Origin of the sequence: Bradyrhizobium sp. OK095, from assembly GCF_900109945.1 — a bacterium.
Classification (GTDB): Bacteria; Pseudomonadota; Alphaproteobacteria; order Rhizobiales; family Xanthobacteraceae; genus Bradyrhizobium.
Window position 1 is genome coordinate 52,415 of record NZ_FOBX01000011.1, and the last position, 15,780, is coordinate 68,194.

The following is a 15,780-nucleotide window of genomic DNA, read 5'->3' on the forward strand; positions in this document are numbered from 1 at the left end:
CGGCCGAGGGTTCGAGGCGCCTGTGGCCTCAACTCAAAAAAATACTAGCGTACTCCGTAGCTTGCGAATTCCTGAACGATGTTCGGGTCCATCGCCTTGGCATTGGCGATGTCCAGTGCCCCTTCCGGGGCGGAGCCGTTACGCTGCTTGGCGATTCCCCGTCCATAGAGCGAAGAGGTCAGGCGCGGGTTGATCCGCAAGGCCGCGTCGAAATCGGAGATCGCGTTCTTGACCGCGCCCGATTTCAGATTGACGAGCCCGCGGCTATCCAGCGCATCGACGAAGTTCGGGCGCAGCCGCAGCGCCTCGTTGCAATCCTTCAGCGCGCCCTGGAGGTCGCCGATCACGGTGCGGGTCCAGCAGCGGTTGTTGAGCGCCTCGACGTCCTTCGAATTGATCCGGAGCGTTTCGTCGAAATCCTTGATCGCAAGGTTATAGGCACCCTTGCTGGCATAGACCTGGCCGCGCCGGTACAGCGCGTTCACGTCATCAGGATTGGCCGCGATCTTGGCCGTCAGGCCCTTGATGGTGGGGTCTTCCGCCAGCACGCCCGGGTTCGGCCCGCTATCCATGCTCGGCGCGGGGGGGGGCTCGGCCGGTTTCACCGGCGGCGGCAAGGCGGCCTCGACCTGCGGCTTCGGCGCCGGGGGAGGTGCGGGAGCTGCAACCGTATCGGCCGGCTTCGACGGCTGAGGCGGTGATGGTGGTGCCGGCGGCGGGTTGTTGGCGACGACCGGCGGCGGCGCGGGAGGCGGCGGTGCCGCCGCTGAAGGGCGCGACCCGGCGGCACCCGGAATGAACGAGAAATCTTCGGCCAATGAAGAGGATATCCACGGCACCTGCTCGCCGCGCGAGGCGCGGGTGACGCCCATCTTGGTGCGGTTCAGCGTCTCCTCGGCCATCAGGTCGGGGACGCGGATCTCCTTGAGCAGCTCCTGGACGAACAGGCTGTGCTCGCCGCCGGCATCCGACACCACCGAGGCCAGCGCTGCCGAATACATCACCAGCGTGCCGTTCGGCGCGATGACGGGCGTCAGGCCGGCCGAGAAGCTGCGGAACCGGCGCTCGAACGGGTTGCGCCTGGACGCGTCGATCAGCGCGATCTTGACGCCGGCGCCGCGGGTGTTGAGCTCGCCGAGAACGGTCTCGAGGCTGATGCCGTCGCGGCGCACGTCGGATTCGGTCCAGATCTGGGCGTCGACCGGCAGCAGATAGCTCTGGCGCGCCGACTGGATGCCGAAGCCGCTGAAGAATACCAGCGCCACCGACCCCGGCTTGATCTTGCCGTAGAGCTTGTCGAAGGCGCGGCGCATGCCGTCGCCGGTCAGGTTCTCGTTGATCTCGACCGAAAAGCCGTCGCGCTTGAGCTCGTCGGCGACGTCGCGCGCGTCATTGAGCGGTTCCTTCAGCGGGGCGTCCGCATCCGGATATTTGGCGTTGCCGATGACAAGCGCGTAGCGGTCGCCGGCGGCCAGGGATGGCGTGGCCGGGACGAGCGAAACGAGCAAGGGCAGAAGAAAAAGGAAGCGAATTTTCATAATGAGCGCGGTCCAGCCAAAAAGGCGCCGTTACCAGCTTGCGCCGCGGCGACCTTAACTTACGCAATGTGCATTATCAAACCGGGGAAGGGAGGCGTCAACCGCTTGGAGTTCAGGCGTTATCGCGACAATTGACCGCGATGCATGGGCGCGCTGCGAGGGGAATAAACGGACTGTCACGGTTGAACTCGATACGATCTGGTTGGGTCTTGCGGGTGCCATGTTAATGCAGCGAGGGAGGCGATAGTGTGATTGGTCTCACATTGCAGGCCTGCCTCTGTCGCAGTGCGCGGCGTTTGACCTTTCCGGCGGACAATGGCTTGGTGCGCGCGATCGTCCCGCAAGATCCAACTCAGAAAAAGCAAGAACCATGGGAAACGCCTACGAAATCTACGCCCTGCGCTATGCGACGATGTCGCCGCGCACCCCCAGCATGAACTTCCTTCAGCCCGATCCGCATGACAGCGCGGCGCAGGACCTCGACTATTTCGTCTGGCTGATCCGCGGCGGCGGCCGGGAGATTTTGGTCGATACCGGCTTCAATGCCGAGGAGGCGAGCGCGCGGGCGCGCAAGCTGACGCTCAATCCGGTCGATGCGCTGGAGCGCTTTGGCGTCGCGGCATCGAGCATTCGCGACATTATCGTGACACATCTGCATTACGACCACGCCGGCAATCTCGACCGCTTCCCGAGCGCGCGCTTCCATCTCCAGGAGCGTGAGATGGCCTACGCGACGGGCCGCTGCATGTGCAACGGACTGCTGCGACATCCGTTCTCGGTCGAGCACGTCACGCAGATGGTGCGCCATGTCTATGGCGAGCGCGTCAATTTCTATTCGGGCGACGGCGAGATCGCGCCCGGCGTCACCGTGCATCGCGTCGGCGGCCATTCGGACGGATTGCAGGTGGTCAAGGTTGAGACTGCGCGAGGGCCGGTGGTGCTGGCGTCCGATGCCGCGCATTATTACGCCAATCTCCAGCGCCGGAGCCCCTTCCCGATCGTTCTCAATATCGGGGACATGGCGCAGGGCTGGGAGACGATCGAGCGTCTCGCCGGCCATCCTGACAGGTTCATTCCCGGCCACGATCCGATCGTGACGGAGATCTATCCGCGCGCCAGCGACAAGGTCGATGCCTGGGCGCTGCATTTGCCGCCGTCGCGGTCATTTGCGAAGTGATCAATACGCCTGCTTCGCATCCGCCTCTTCGCTGGTCTGGATCAAATCGAGACTCTGCTCGACCTTGCCGAGCAGGGCCGAGAGCTGTTTGCGCTCCTGCGCGGAGAGGCAGGCGAGGATTTCGTCCTCCCGCCGCAGCAATTGCGGGAACAGCTCTTCGTAGAGTGCGCGGCCTTTCTTGGTCAGCTGCAGGCGGAATTCGCGGCGGTCGGCTTCGTTCTCGACCCGCTCGATCAGCTTCTCGTGCAACAGCGTGGTCACCGCGCGGCTGATGGTGGATTTGTGCGTGCGGGTGCATTGCGAGATGTACTGCGCGCTACAGGCATCGTTACGAAAACCGAGCGTGGCGATCACGCGCCAGGCCGGAATGTCGAGACCGTGACGCTCCTGATATTCGACCGCGAGCGCGGAGCTCACCTCCGCCGCAAGCCGGTTGAGACGGAACGGCACGAACCTGAACAAATCAAGGCGCGCCTTCGGTTGTGGCGAGGCCTCGTCCATCTCTCGTCGCTTCAGCGCCGCATCGCTGGATGTCCTCGCCAAGGCTTGCGCTCCGAATTCCAGTTGACGGCCGGCCGGCTCCGGTCCAAAATAGTTGCACGTGAGACTATCTAGCAGATCAGTCCTCTTCTGACCAGAGCCGAGGTTAGTGTATGGCGCCGGCCAATACGCATCAGGCCAAATCCCAATTCGGCTATCGCCGCCACCCCGACCAGGATCGTCCCGGCCAAGGCGCGGCTGAGCATCCGGTTGTGGTCGTCGGCGCGGGCCCGGTCGGGCTGTCGCTGGCGATTGATCTCGCCCAGCGCGGTCAGCGCGTCGTCCTTCTGGATGATGCCGACCGTATCGGCGAAGGCTCCCGCGCGATCTGCTTCTCGAAGCGGTCGCTGGAATATTGGGACCGGCTTGGCGTTGCCGACCGCATGGTCGACAAGGGCGTGGTGTGGAGCGTCGGCCGCATTTTTCACGGCGAGTCGCAGCTCTACCAGTTCAACCTGCTGCCGGAGGACGGCCACAAGCGCCCCGCTTTCATCAATCTCCAGCAATATTACGCCGAGGCCTATCTGGTCGATCGCATCAGCGATCTGCCTGCGATCGACCTGCGCTGGAGCAACAAGGTGACGGCGCTGGAGCAACGCAACGATTCCGTTGCGCTGACGATCGAGACGCCCGAGGGCGCCTATCGGCTGCACGCGCAATATGTCGTCGCCTGCGACGGCGCGCGCTCCTCGCTGCGGCAGATGGTCGGCGCCGACTTCGCGGGACAGGTGTTCGAAGACCAGTTCCTGATCGCCGACGTCAAGATGACCGCGGAATTTCCGACCGAGCGCTGGTTCTGGTTCGATCCGCCGTTTCATGCGGGACGTTCGGCGCTGCTGCACCGGCAGCCCGACGACGTCTGGCGCATCGATCTCCAGCTCAACCGCTACGCCGATCCCACGGTCGAAAAGAAACCCGAGAATGTGCGGCCGCGGATCGCGCGAATGCTTGGCCACGACAAGTTCGAGTTCGAGTGGATCTCGCTCTACAAATTCCAGTGCCGGCGAATGGACCGCTTCCTCCATGGCCGCGTGATTTTTGCCGGCGACTCCGCGCATCAGGTCTCGCCCTTTGGCGCGCGCGGTGCCAATTCCGGGCTTGAGGACGCGGAGAACCTGTCGTGGAAGCTCGACCGCGTGCTGCGTGGCACCTCGCCCGCGAGCCTGCTCGAGAGCTACCATGTCGAGCGCAGCCTGGCTGCCGACGAGAATATTCGCGAGTCCACCCGCTCGACCGATTTCATGGCGCCGAACTCGCATCAGGAAGCGCGGCTGCGCAAGGCGGTGCTGTCGCTGGCCAAGGAGACGGAGTTCGGCAAGCGCATGGTCAATGGCGGCCGGCTGTCGGTGCCGTGCAGCTACGAGACGCCGCTGTCGTCGCGCGATGCGGATGTGTGGGACGCTGGCCCGCGGCCCGGATGTTCCATGCTCGATGCGCCTATTGGCGAGCATGCTTATCTGACGGATGAATTCCGCAGGGACGGAGCGGGCTTCACCTTGCTGTCGTTCAGCAATGGCGCGGCGATCGGCGCACCAGATGGCGTGAAAAATATCCGCATCGGTGGCGAAGAGGGGCTTGCCGATCCCTCAGGCCTTGTCGCAAGGCGCTACGGCGCCGAGCCGGGGGCGGCCTATCTGATCAGGCCCGATGGCTACGTTGCGGCGCGCTTCCGTCACCCGACGCGCGAGGCGATCGCGGCGGCACTGTCGCGCGCAGCCGGCCTGAATTGAGGTTTGATATGCCGCTTTCCACCAGCTCCAACTTCGCGCGGCCCGATGATGCCTTTCGCGCCATCGTCGAAGCGCATCGCGGCCTTACCGACGAGCAGAGCGCCGATTTCGATGCGGCGCTGGTGCTGATCCTCGCCAACCATATCGGCGATATCGACGTGCTGCGGGAAGCGCTCGTGCTGGCGAAGCGCCGCATGATCGACGGCCAGCAGCAACAACAGCAACAACAATGACCCAAGACTTAAGGATGAACTGATGGCGAAGAACTTCGCGTCCACCGGCGATCTCTCCGAGAAGAAAATCACCTTCTCCGAGATCGGTACCGATCTCTATGCCTTCACCGCCGAGGGCGATCCGAACACCGCGATCATCGTCGGCGACGACGGCTGTCTGGTGTTCGACGCGCAATCGACGCCGGCGATGGCCAACAAGGTGATCGAGCGCGTCAAAGCCGTCACCGACAAGCCGATCAAATATGTCGTGCTGTCGCATTATCACGCCGTGCGCGTGCTCGGTGCGTCGGCTTATAAGGCGCAGGGCATCGTCGCCTCGCAGGAGACCTATCGGCTGATCGAGGAGCGCGGCCAGCAGGATTGGGATTCCGAGTACGGCCGCTTTCCGCGCCTGTTCCAGGATGCGCAAAGCATTCCCGGGTTGACATGGCCGACGCTGACTTTTGAAGGCGAGATGTCGATCTATCTCGGCAAACGCGAAGTGCGGCTGATGCAGCTCGGCGCCGGCCACACCTCCGGCGACATCGTCGCCTGGGTGCCGGATGCCGAAGTCATGTTCTCCGGCGATCTCATCGAATATCACTCGGCCTGCTATTGCGGCGATGCGCATCTGCGGGAATGGCCGCTGACGCTGAACGAGATCCGCAACTTCAATCCCAAGGCGATTGCGCCGGGCCGCGGCGATGCGCTGAAGGGCACAGCCACCGTGCGCGAAGCCATCGCAATGACGCGCGACTTCGTGACCTCGCTCTATGGCGCGGCAGAGATCTCGGTCGCCAAGGGACGCACGCTGAGGGAATCGATGGCGGCAACGCGCGAAGTGATGGATCCGAAATTCCACAGCTTTGCGATCTACGAGCACTGCCTGCCGTTCAACGTGTCGCGCGCCTATGACGAGGCATCTGGGATCGACGATCCCGTGATCTGGACCGACAAGCGCGACCAGGAAATGTGGGCGAACTTGCAAGGAGGAGGAGTGTCATGAACATCAATACCTCGCCTGATCAGATCATCCGCAGTTCGGTGCAGGTGACGCCGGGCTACATGTCCGGCTTCGGCAACAGTTTTGAGACGGAGGCGCTGCCGGGCGCGCTGCCGATCGGGCGCAACTCGCCGCAACGCTGCGCCTACGGCCTCTATGCCGAGCAGCTCTCCGGCTCGCCGTTCACTGCACCGCGCGGCACCAACGAGCGCTCGTGGCTGTATCGCATCCGCCCGTCGGTGAAGCATTCCGGCCGCTTCGAGAAGGCCGATGGCGGCTTGTGGCGCTCGGCGCCCTGCCACGAATACGATCTCCCCATAGCGCAATTGCGCTGGGACCCGGCGCCGATCCCGAAGGAGGACACGACCTTCCTCCAGGGCGTGCAGACCATGACGACCGCCGGTGACGTCAACACGCAGGCCGGCATGGCTGCGCATGTCTACCTCATCACCAAATCGATGGTGGATCAGCATTTCTACAATGCCGACGGCGAGCTGATGTTCGTGCTTCAGCAGGGCGTCTTGCGCGTTGTCACCGAGTTCGGTCGCATCGACGCCGAGCCCGGCGAGATCGTGGTGATCCCGCGCGGCGTCAAATTCCGCGTCGAGATTCCGAATGGTCCCGCGCGCGGCTATCTCTGCGAGAATTACGGCGGTGCCTTCACGCTGCCGGAGCGCGGTCCGATTGGCGCGAACTGCCTTGCCAATGCGCGCGACTTTCTGACGCCGGTTGCGCATTACGAGGACAAGGACACGCCGACGGAGCTGTTCGTGAAATGGGGCGGTGCACTGTTCAAGACCACGCTGCCGCATTCGCCGATCGACGTCGTCGCCTGGCACGGCAATTACGCGCCCTACAAATACGATCTGCGGACGTTCTCGCCGGTCGGTGCGATTGGCTTCGACCATCCCGATCCCTCGATCTTCACCGTGCTGACCTCGCCGTCGGAGACCGCGGGCACGGCGAACATCGATTTCGTGATCTTCCCCGAGCGCTGGATGGTCGCCGACAACACCTTCCGTCCGCCCTGGTATCACATGAACATCATGAGCGAGTTCATGGGCCTGATCTACGGCGTCTACGACGCCAAGCCGCAGGGCTTCGTCCCGGGCGGCGTCTCGCTGCACAATTGCATGCTGCCGCACGGCCCCGACCGCGACGCCTTCGAGCACGCCAGCAACGGCGAATTGAAACCGGTGAAGTTGACCGGCACCATGGCCTTCATGTTCGAGACCCGCTACCCGCAGCGCGTGACAGCCCATGCCGCAAACGCCTCCACGCTGCAGGACGATTACGCGGATTGTTGGAAGGGACTGGAGAAGCGGTTCGATCCGAACCGGCCGTAAGGTTCTTTCCCCTCTCTCCTTGTGGGAGAGGGTGGCTCGCCGCGTAGCGGCGAGACGGGTGAGGGGTTTCTCTCCCCGCGTGAGCCTCTCGCAGCACGACTCGCAGATGCAACCCCTTGTCCGGCGCTTCGCGCCACCTTCTCCCACAAGGGGAGAAGGAAGAAAGGTCCGAGCTAAACGTGACAACCCATCCCAACGATCCCAGCCTCCGCTCCTTCATCGACATCGATCCCGCCTCCGACTTCCCGATTCAGAACCTGCCTTATGGGGTGTTCTCGACCGTGGCCAATCCGACGCCGCGGGTCGGCGTCGCGATCGGCGATTACGTGCTCGATCTCTGGGAGCTCGAGCAGGACTCCCGGCTCGACGTTGGCCCGCTCGGGGTATTCTCCGGCGCCTCGCTCAATCCCTTCATGGCGCTGGGACCAAAGATCTGGGCGAAGACGCGGGCGCGGATCAGCGAGCTGCTGCAGCATGATCATCCGGAGCTGCGCGACAACGAGGAGCTGCGCCAGCAGGCGCTGGTGCCGATGCGCGATGCAAAGCTGCATCTCCCCTTCGCGGTCTCCGGCTACACCGACTTTTATTCGTCGAAAGAGCACGCCACCAATGTCGGCGTGATGTTCCGCGGCAAGGACAATGCGCTGCAGCCGAACTGGCTGCATATGCCGATCGGCTATAACGGCCGCGCGTCAACTGTCGTCGTCAGCGGCACAAAAGTGAAGCGCCCGCGCGGGCAGTTGAAGCCGCCGAATGTCGAGGTGCCTAGTTTTGGGCCATGCAAGCGGCTCGATTTCGAGCTGGAGATGGGTGTCGTGGTCGGCCAACCCTCAGCCATGGGCGGCATGCTCACAGAGCAACAAGCCGAGGAGATGATCTTCGGCTTCGTGCTGCTCAACGACTGGAGCGCACGCGATATCCAGCAATGGGAATATGTGCCGCTCGGGCCGTTTCTTGCGAAAGCGTTCGCGACCTCGATCAGCCCGTGGGTGGTGGCGCGCGAGGCGCTGGAGCCGTTCCGCCTGAAGGGGCCGGAGCAGGAGCCCGTGCCGCTCGACTATCTTAGGCAGGCGAAGCCGCAGAACTACAATCTGGAGCTCGATGTCTCCTTGCGTGCCGCCGGCGCTAATGCGCCCGCCGGCATCAGCCGCACCAATTTCAAATACATGTACTGGTCCTCGGTGCAGCAGCTGATGCACCATGCCTCCAGCGGTTGCGCCATGAATGTCGGCGATCTCCTCGGCAGCGGCACCATCTCCGGCCCGGAGAAGAACCAGCGCGGCAGTCTCTTGGAGATCAGCTGGAACGGCACCGAGCCGGCCGAACTCCCCGGCGGCGTCAAGCGCTCGTTCCTGGATGACGGCGACAGCCTCGTCATGCGCGGCTGGTGCCAGGGCAACGGCTATCGCGTCGGGTTCGGCGAGGTCGAGGGGACGATTTTGGCGGCGGAGTAGGCGGCGTGTAGAGAGAGTCTACCGCTTCTCCGGCGCCACGTCCTTGATCCGCGCGCAATGCGCCGCGACATCCTCCACGCTGTACTTCAAATGCACCCGTTTGTCGGACGGCGCCTGCTTCGTCGTGCACACGCCCGGCCGCCATTCCTGCGTTGGCCTGATCGGGCGCGGGGCAAAACCGCCGCCGCAGTTTGGACAGACGTTGGAGAGCTTTGCCTCCACGCAGTCCGCACAGAACGTGCATTCGTACGAGCAGATCCGCGCATCTGCTGCGCTTGGCGGCAGGTCGCGGTCGCAATATTCGCAGTTCGGTCGAAGCTGGAGGGCCATGAGTGAATCTCCGCAGATTGACCTGATCATCGCAGATCGCGCGCGGGGCGCGAATGGCGTAGTTCCCTCGATTTCAGCCAGCCTTTAAATCCTTCAGCGGCAGCTTTGAGCTTTCCTTCAGCTTGTCGAGCACGATCGAGGAGCGCACATGCGCCACGCTCTGGTGCGGCATCAAGACGTCGTTGACGAGATTGGAGAGGCCCTTGAGATCGCGCAGCACGGCCTTCAGCACGTAGTCGGCATCGCCTGTCAGCGAATAAGCCTCCTGGATTTCGTCGATCCGGTTGACCAGCGTGCGGAAGCGTTTCGAATTGTCCGGCGAGTGGGTCGCAAGCCCGACCTGTATGAAGGCGATCACGCCGAAGCCGAGCGCCTCGCTGGAGAGATCGGCGTGATAGCCTGCAATCACCTTCTCCTCCTCCAGCCGCATCCGCCGGCGCGAGCATTGCGAGGCGGAAAGCCCCGCGAGATCGGCGAGCTCCTGGTTGGTGAGGCGGCCGTCCTCCTGGAGCGCGCCGAGGATCTTGAGGTCGAAGGCGTCTACCGGAATCATGCGTCTTTTGTCCAATTCATGCACGGATCGTGCATATGATAGCCAAAAGACGTCCCGTTTGCACGCTCCTTGCGCGTCCTATGAAGGATAGTTCGGCCCAGCAGCAATTTGGGAGAACAGCATGGGTCCGTTTCCGCACGATGCACCGCCGGCCACCATCAGCGCCGACAATCCGATGGGCACCGACGGGTTCGAGTTCGTCGAATATGCACACCCCAATCCGGAACAGCTGCATGCGCTGTTCAAGCTGATGGGCTATGCGCCCGTCGCGCGCCACAAGAGCAAGACAATCACGGTCTATCGCCAGGGCGACATCAACTATCTCGTCAACGAGGAGCCCGGCACCCACGGCTACGATTTCGTCGCCGCGCACGGCCCCTGCGCGCCTTCGATGGCTTTTCGCGTGGTCGATGCGAAGGCGGCCTATGACCGCGCGATTTCACTCGGTGCTGAGCCAGCGGAAGTGTCATCGGCGCAGAAGACCCTCGATGTCCCCGCCATCAAGGGCATCGGCGGCAGTTTGCTGTATTTCGTCGATCGCTATGGGGCCAAGGGCTCGGCCTATGATGCCGAGTATGAATGGCTTGGTGCGCGCGATCCGCGGCCCGCCGGAGCCGGCCTGTTCTATCTCGATCATCTCACCCACAACGTTCACCGCGGCCGCATGGATGTGTGGACCGGCTTCTATGAGAAGCTTTTCAATTTCCGCCAGATTCGCTTCTTCGACATCGAGGGCCGCGCCTCGGGCCTGTTCTCGCGTGCGCTGACGAGCCCGGACGGCAAAATCCGGATTCCGATCAACGAGGACGCCGGCGATTCCGGCCAGATCGAGGAATATCTAAAAATCTATCGCGGCGAGGGCATCCAGCACATCGCCTGCGGCTGTAGCGATATCTATCGCACCATCGAAGGCCTGCGCGAGGCCGGCCTGCCGTTCATGCCGGCGCCGCCCGAGACCTATTTCGAGCGAATCGACGCGCGCCTGCCGAAGCACGGCGAGGATCTCGCGCGGCTGCACAAGAACGGCATTTTGATCGACGGCGAAGGCGTGGTCGACGGTGGCCAGACCAAAGTGCTCTTGCAGATCTTTTCGGCCAACGCGATCGGCCCGATCTTCTTCGAATTCATCCAGCGCAAAGGCGATGACGGCTTTGGAGAGGGCAATTTCAAGGCATTGTTCGAATCGATCGAGGAAGATCAGATCCGGCGCGGGGTGCTGAAGGTGGATGACGCGGCGTAGAGCGCGGCAAAACCGGTGTCGTAGGGTGGGCAAAGCGTAAGCGTGTCCACCATTGCTATCGAGGTCGCGGAGAAATGGTGGGCACGGCGCTATGCGCCTTTGCCTACCCTACGGATTCGTGCGCGGGGTTACTTTGCCGCTTTCCACGCAGCCGTCACCGCCGCAATCTCCGCACCTTCCGGCTCGCGAACCGCCGACGGCGTCCGCGAGAAGCGCGGCGCCGGCGCCGGCTGCTTCACGCCGTGGCGCTCGATGAAGACCTCGCGGGCGACCATGTGCGGATGCTCGGTCGCTTCCGACATGGTCAGCACGGGCGCAAAGCAGATGTCGGTGCCTTCCATGATCTTGCACCAGTCCTCGCGCGTCTTGCTCTTGAACACCGCTTTCAGTTTCTCCTTCAGCGCCGGCCAGGCCTTGGGGTTCATCTGCGCGTCGAAATCGGCGTCAGTCAGGCCCGCGTGCTCGCGCAGCAGTGCGTAGAACTGCGGTTCGATCGAGCCGATCGAGACGAAGTGCCCGCAGGCGCACTCGTAGACGCCGTAGAAATGCGCGCCGCCATCGAGGAAGTTCTGGTTGCGACCTTCAGTCCAGCGGCCGAGCGTGGTCATGTCGAAGAAGAACGACATCAGCGATGCTGCGCCGTCGCACATCGCGGTGTCGACCACTTGGCCCTTGCCCGACTTCTGCACTTCCAGCAGTGCTGCGAGCACGCCGACGACCATATAGAGCGCGCCGCCACCGAAATCGCCAACGAGGTTGAGCGGCGGCACCGGCGCTTCCTTGGTGCCGATCGCGGCCAGCGCGCCGGTGATGGAGATGTAATTGATGTCGTGGCCGGCAGCGTTGGCGAGCGGGCCTTCCTGGCCCCAGCCGGTCATGCGGCCGTAAACGAGTTTTGGATTGCGCGCGAGCACGACGTCCGGGCCAAGCCCAAGCCGCTCCATCACGCCGGGGCGAAAGCCTTCGACCAGTGCGTCGGCATTCGCAAGCAAGTCGAGAACCTCCGCGATCGCCGCCTTGTCCTTGAGGTCGAGCTCGATCACCTTGCGGCCGCGTCCTGCCACCGACTTCATGCTTTTCTTGGCGCCGACGCGGTCGAGCGTGACGACATCGGCGCCCATGTCGGCCAGCATCATGCAGGCGAACGGGCCGGGTCCGATGCCCGCGAACTCGACGATGCGGAAGCCCGAGAGCGGGCCGGAGGCGCGGACGGAAGCGGAGGGGGCTGATTTATCGAGCACGTTGTTGTTTCCTCGGGTCGCGGGCGGATGCCGGTGGTCCGGCAATCACCCGGGACGTTCCTCTGTGGGGCGAGTTAATTGGCTGATTAACTTTTCCAGTCTTCACGCCAGCGAGGCAAGCGCTTTTCATGCATGGGGCATCAAAAAAGCGGCGCGCATTGCTGCGCGCCGCGGAAAATTTGTGTTGAGGCGCTAAAGCGCGATCGTCAGCCGGCCGCCGTCACCGCACGCTGAGCCATGACCTTGATCAGGTTGGCGCGGTACTCAGCGGTGCCGTGGATATCGGCCAGCAGATTGCTCGCCGAAATGTTCACGCTGTCGATCGCCGACGGCGACCAGTTTGCTTTCAGCGCGGCCTCGATCGCGCCAACGCGCATCACGCCGCTCTGCGAAGCGCCGGTCGCGGCCACGCGAACCTCGCCCGACTTCGTCTGCGCGACGAACACGCCGGTCAATGCGAAGCGAGAGGCCGGATGCCGCATTTTCTCGTAACCCGCCTTCGCCGGCACCGGGAACGACACGGCGGTGATGATCTCGCCGTCTTCAAGCGCCGTGGTGAACAGGCCCTTGAAGAAGTCGTCTGCCGAGATCGAGCGCTTGTTGGTTTTCACCGTCGCGCCAAGTGCCAGCAGCGCGGCAGGATAATCCGCGGCCGGATCGTTGTTGGCGATCGAGCCGCCGATCGTGCCGCGATAACGGACGGCGGGATCGCCGAGCACCGAGGTGAGATAGGCGATTGCGGGGATCGCCTTCTTCACATCGGCATTCTGCATGATGTCGAAATAGGTCGTGCCGGCCTTGATGGTCAGCACGTCGCCCGACAGCTCGACGCCCTGCAACTCCTTGATCTTGCCGAGGTCGATCACGTCGGAGGGGCTTGCAAGCCGCTGCTTCATCACCGGCAACAGCGTCTGGCCGCCGGCGAGGAACTTTGCTTCGCTGCCCTTGGCGAACAGGCTTACGGCTTCGTCGACCGAGGAAGCGCGATGATAAATGGTCTGGTACATCTTTCTGCTCCTCTCAAGCCGCGTGGATCGTGCGCCACACCCGGTCGGGGGTTGCGGGCATTTCCAGATTGTTCTTGCCGATCGCATCCGTGATCGCGTTGATCACGGCAGCAGAAGCGCCGATCGCGCCGGCCTCACCGCAACCCTTGATGCCGAGCGGATTGCCCGGGCACAGTGTCGTGGTGTGGGAGAGGTTGAACGAGGGCAGATCGTCGGCGCGCGGCATGGAGTAATCCATGAACGAGGCCGTAATCGGCTGTCCGTTGGAGTCGTAGATCGCGTGCTCGAGCAATGCTTGCCCGATGCCCTGGGCAAGTCCGCCATGGACCTGGCCCTCGACGATCATCGGATTGATCAGCCGGCCGAAATCGTCGGCTGCGACGAAGTTGACGAAGGAGGTCTTGCCAGTGCCGGGATCGACCTCGAGCTCGCAGATATAGGAGCCGGCCGGGAAGGTGAAGTTGGTGGGGTCGTAGAAGGCGCTTTCCTTCAGGCCCGGCTCCATCCCGTCAGGCAGATTGTGTGCGGTGTAGGCCGCGAGCGCGACCATCGGCAGCGCGATCGCCTTGTCGGTGCCGGCCACCTTGAACTCGCCGTTCTCGATGACGATGTCGCCTTCCGACGCTTCAAGTGCATGCGCGGCGATCTTCTTGGCCTTGGACTCCATCTTCTCCATGGCCTTGAGGATCGCGGTGAGACCGACGGCCGCCGAGCGCGAGCCGTACGTGCCCATGCCGAACTGCACCTTGTCGGTGTCGCCATGGACGATCGAGACCTGGCTGATGGGAATGCCTAGGCGCTCCGCGACGAGTTGGCAGAACGTGGTTTCGTGACCCTGGCCATGGCTGTGCGAGCCCGTCAGGACCTCGATGGTACCGACCGGGTTGACGCGCACCTCGGCGGATTCCCAGAGGCCGACGCCGGCGCCGAGACTACCGACCGCCTTTGACGGCGCGATGCCGCAGGCCTCGATATAGCAGGACAAGCCGATGCCGCGCAGCTTGCCTTCCGTCTTCGCCTTGGCCTTGCGGGCGGCGAAGCCGTCATAGTCGATCGCCTTCATCGCGGCATCGAGCGAGGCGTTAAAGTCGCCGGTGTCATAGGCCATGATGACGGGCGTCTGGTGCGGGAACTGGGTGATGAAGTTTTGCCGGCGCAGTGCGGCCGGATCGACCTTCAATTGCCGCGCCGCCGTCTCCATCAGACGTTCGATCAGGTAGCTCGCCTCCGGGCGACCCGCGCCGCGATAGGCATCCACCGGCGTGGTGTTGGTGTAGACCCCGATCACCTCGGCATGGATCGCCGGGATGTTGTACTGGCCCGACAGCAGCGTCGCGTAGAGATAGGTCGGCACTGATGAGGAGAACAGCGACATGTAGGCGCCGAAATTGGCGTAGGTCTTCACCTTCAGCCCGGTGATCTTGTTGTTGGCGTCGAATGCCAACTCGGCATGGGTGACGTGGTCGCGGCCATGCGCGTCGGTGAGGAAGGCTTCAGTGCGGTCGCCGGTCCATTTCACGGGACGGCCGACCTTCTTCGAGGCCCAGAGTGCCACCATCTCCTCGGGATAGATGAAGATTTTTGAGCCAAAACCGCCGCCGACGTCGGGGGCGATCACGCGCAGTTTGTGCTCGGGGGCGATGTTGTAGAACGCCGATAGCACGAGGCGGGCGACGTGCGGGTTCTGCGAGGTCGTATATAAAGTATAGTGCTCTTCCGCCGCGTCGTAGTCCGCGATCGCCGCGCGCGGCTCCATCGCGTTCGGCGCGAGGCGGTTGTTGGTGACGTCGAGCTTGACGACATTGGCGGCCTTGGCGAAGGCTGCGTCCGCAGCACCCTCGTCGCCGATCACCCAGTCATAGACCTGGTTGCCGGGGGCTTCGGGATGCAGCTGCGGCGCGCCGGCCTTGATCGCGGCATGGACGTCGGCGACCGCCGTCAGCTCTTCGTAGTTGACGACCACGGCCTCGGCCGCGTCGCGCGCCTGGTTCTTGGTTTCGGCGATCACGACCGCGACGGCCTGTCCGACGAAGCGCACCGTCTCCGGCGCCATTGCCGGCCATGCGCCCATCTTCATCGGGCTGCCGTCCTTGGAGGTGATGGCCCAGCCGCAGATGAGGTTGCCGACCTTGTCGTCGACGATCTCTTGTCCCGTGAGCACGGCGACCACGCCGGGCATGCTGAGCGCGGCGGAGGAGTCGATCCCCTTCACCTTGGCATGGGCGTGCGGGCTGCGGATGAAGTGGGCATGGGTCATGCCGAGCAATTTGATGTCGTCGACGTAGCGGCCCTTGCCGGTAATGAAACGCTTGTCTTCCTTGCGCACGACGCGCGCGCCAATGCCTTCAACACCCATTGTCTGGTCCTCCCGACCGGAAATTGTTTTGCCCGTGCTTTCCATCGAAAGCC

The 15,780-nt window shown here is 63.5% G+C and carries 14 protein-coding genes; 7 read left to right on the top strand and 7 right to left on the bottom strand.

Annotated elements, in window-relative coordinates; translation table 11 throughout:
- Nucleotides 1–44: 44 nt before the first annotated feature.
- Nucleotides 45–1,538, bottom strand: a complete 1,494-nt coding sequence (locus BMW89_RS26890; protein ID WP_092030629.1) for a caspase family protein — start codon at nucleotides 1,536–1,538, stop codon at nucleotides 45–47.
- Between the two features lie 370 nt (nucleotides 1,539–1,908).
- Between BMW89_RS26890 and BMW89_RS26895 the strand changes: the two genes are divergently transcribed.
- Entirely contained in the window at nucleotides 1,909–2,715 is an 807-nt protein-coding gene (locus BMW89_RS26895; RefSeq protein WP_092030630.1) for an N-acyl homoserine lactonase family protein, read from the top strand.
- On the opposite strand, the gene BMW89_RS26900 is transcribed toward BMW89_RS26895, so the two are convergent.
- Nucleotides 2,716–3,258 carry a MarR family winged helix-turn-helix transcriptional regulator gene (locus BMW89_RS26900; protein WP_092030632.1) on the bottom strand — a complete coding sequence of 181 codons (543 nt, stop codon included), beginning with the start codon at nucleotides 3,256–3,258 and terminating at the stop codon, nucleotides 2,716–2,718.
- A gap of 110 nt (nucleotides 3,259–3,368) precedes the next feature.
- Between BMW89_RS26900 and BMW89_RS26905 the strand changes: the two genes are divergently transcribed.
- The 5 genes from BMW89_RS26905 to fahA all read left to right on the top strand — a co-directional run bounded on the left by BMW89_RS26905 (nucleotide 3,369) and on the right by fahA (nucleotide 9,000).
- Complete coding sequence (locus tag BMW89_RS26905; protein ID WP_092030634.1) at nucleotides 3,369–4,985, top strand: FAD-dependent oxidoreductase; 1,617 nt, start codon at nucleotides 3,369–3,371, stop codon at nucleotides 4,983–4,985.
- Nucleotides 4,986–4,993: 8 nt separating this feature from the next.
- On the top strand, nucleotides 4,994–5,218 hold the full coding sequence (locus BMW89_RS26910; RefSeq protein ID WP_008137646.1) for a DUF2783 domain-containing protein: 225 nt from the start codon (nucleotides 4,994–4,996) through the stop codon (nucleotides 5,216–5,218).
- Between the two features lie 22 nt (nucleotides 5,219–5,240).
- On the top strand, nucleotides 5,241–6,203 hold the full coding sequence (locus tag BMW89_RS26915; protein WP_092030637.1) for an MBL fold metallo-hydrolase: 963 nt from the start codon (nucleotides 5,241–5,243) through the stop codon (nucleotides 6,201–6,203).
- Nucleotides 6,200–7,546 carry a homogentisate 1,2-dioxygenase gene (gene hmgA, locus BMW89_RS26920; protein WP_177196336.1) on the top strand — a complete coding sequence of 449 codons (1,347 nt, stop codon included), beginning with the start codon at nucleotides 6,200–6,202 and terminating at the stop codon, nucleotides 7,544–7,546. Before BMW89_RS26915 ends, hmgA begins: the two co-directional genes overlap by 4 nt.
- Before the next feature lie 179 nt (nucleotides 7,547–7,725).
- On the top strand, nucleotides 7,726–9,000 hold the full coding sequence (gene fahA, locus BMW89_RS26925) for a fumarylacetoacetase (RefSeq protein ID WP_092030641.1): 1,275 nt from the start codon (nucleotides 7,726–7,728) through the stop codon (nucleotides 8,998–9,000).
- Nucleotides 9,001–9,018: 18 nt separating this feature from the next.
- Here the strand turns inward: fahA and BMW89_RS26930 are convergent, their stop codons facing one another.
- Together BMW89_RS26930 and BMW89_RS26935 are read right to left on the bottom strand one after the other, a co-directional pair.
- Nucleotides 9,019–9,330, bottom strand: coding sequence for a DUF1272 domain-containing protein (locus tag BMW89_RS26930; RefSeq protein WP_092030644.1), 312 nt, complete (start codon nucleotides 9,328–9,330; stop codon nucleotides 9,019–9,021).
- A 73-nt stretch (nucleotides 9,331–9,403) separates the two neighbouring features.
- The gene (locus tag BMW89_RS26935; RefSeq protein ID WP_177196337.1) at nucleotides 9,404–9,883 is read right to left on the bottom strand and encodes an Lrp/AsnC family transcriptional regulator; all 480 of its coding nucleotides are present in this window, start codon (nucleotides 9,881–9,883) and stop codon (nucleotides 9,404–9,406) included.
- A 121-nt stretch (nucleotides 9,884–10,004) separates the two neighbouring features.
- On the opposite strand from BMW89_RS26935, the gene hppD reads away from it, so the two are divergent.
- Nucleotides 10,005–11,123 (top strand): 4-hydroxyphenylpyruvate dioxygenase, encoded by a 1,119-nt coding sequence (hppD, locus tag BMW89_RS26940; protein ID WP_092030649.1) that lies wholly within the window; start codon nucleotides 10,005–10,007, stop codon nucleotides 11,121–11,123.
- A 128-nt stretch (nucleotides 11,124–11,251) separates the two neighbouring features.
- Here hppD and BMW89_RS26945 read toward each other — a convergent pair whose 3' ends face one another.
- From BMW89_RS26945 to BMW89_RS26955, 3 genes are all read right to left on the bottom strand, one after another.
- Nucleotides 11,252–12,364 (bottom strand): CaiB/BaiF CoA transferase family protein, encoded by a 1,113-nt coding sequence (locus BMW89_RS26945; protein WP_092031017.1) that lies wholly within the window; start codon nucleotides 12,362–12,364, stop codon nucleotides 11,252–11,254.
- A gap of 206 nt (nucleotides 12,365–12,570) precedes the next feature.
- Nucleotides 12,571–13,371: an FAD binding domain-containing protein gene (locus tag BMW89_RS26950; protein WP_092030652.1), complete on the bottom strand. Its 801-nt coding sequence runs from the start codon at nucleotides 13,369–13,371 to the stop codon at nucleotides 12,571–12,573.
- Nucleotides 13,372–13,384: 13 nt separating this feature from the next.
- The gene (locus BMW89_RS26955; RefSeq protein WP_092030654.1) at nucleotides 13,385–15,727 is read right to left on the bottom strand and encodes a xanthine dehydrogenase family protein molybdopterin-binding subunit; all 2,343 of its coding nucleotides are present in this window, start codon (nucleotides 15,725–15,727) and stop codon (nucleotides 13,385–13,387) included.
- Nucleotides 15,728–15,780: the final 53 nt, after the last annotated feature.

Bases quoted from the DNA above. Each gene is read 5' to 3' on its own strand.
- BMW89_RS26895 (WP_092030630.1), top strand. From the start codon at position 1,909: ATGGGAAACGCCTACGAAATCTACGCCCTGCGCTATGCGACGATGTCG.
- hppD (WP_092030649.1), top strand. From the start codon at position 10,005: ATGGGTCCGTTTCCGCACGATGCACCGCCGGCCACCATCAGCGCCGAC.
- BMW89_RS26915 (WP_092030637.1), top strand. From the start codon at position 5,241: ATGGCGAAGAACTTCGCGTCCACCGGCGATCTCTCCGAGAAGAAAATC.
- BMW89_RS26890 (WP_092030629.1), bottom strand. From the start codon at position 1,538: ATGAAAATTCGCTTCCTTTTTCTTCTGCCCTTGCTCGTTTCGCTCGTC.
- BMW89_RS26935 (WP_177196337.1), bottom strand. From the start codon at position 9,883: ATGATTCCGGTAGACGCCTTCGACCTCAAGATCCTCGGCGCGCTCCAG.
- BMW89_RS26910 (WP_008137646.1), top strand. From the start codon at position 4,994: ATGCCGCTTTCCACCAGCTCCAACTTCGCGCGGCCCGATGATGCCTTT.
- BMW89_RS26955 (WP_092030654.1), bottom strand. From the start codon at position 15,727: ATGGGTGTTGAAGGCATTGGCGCGCGCGTCGTGCGCAAGGAAGACAAG.
- BMW89_RS26905 (WP_092030634.1), top strand. From the start codon at position 3,369: ATGGCGCCGGCCAATACGCATCAGGCCAAATCCCAATTCGGCTATCGC.
- BMW89_RS26950 (WP_092030652.1), bottom strand. From the start codon at position 13,371: ATGTACCAGACCATTTATCATCGCGCTTCCTCGGTCGACGAAGCCGTA.
- BMW89_RS26930 (WP_092030644.1), bottom strand. From the start codon at position 9,330: ATGGCCCTCCAGCTTCGACCGAACTGCGAATATTGCGACCGCGACCTG.
- hmgA (WP_177196336.1), top strand. From the start codon at position 6,200: ATGAACATCAATACCTCGCCTGATCAGATCATCCGCAGTTCGGTGCAG.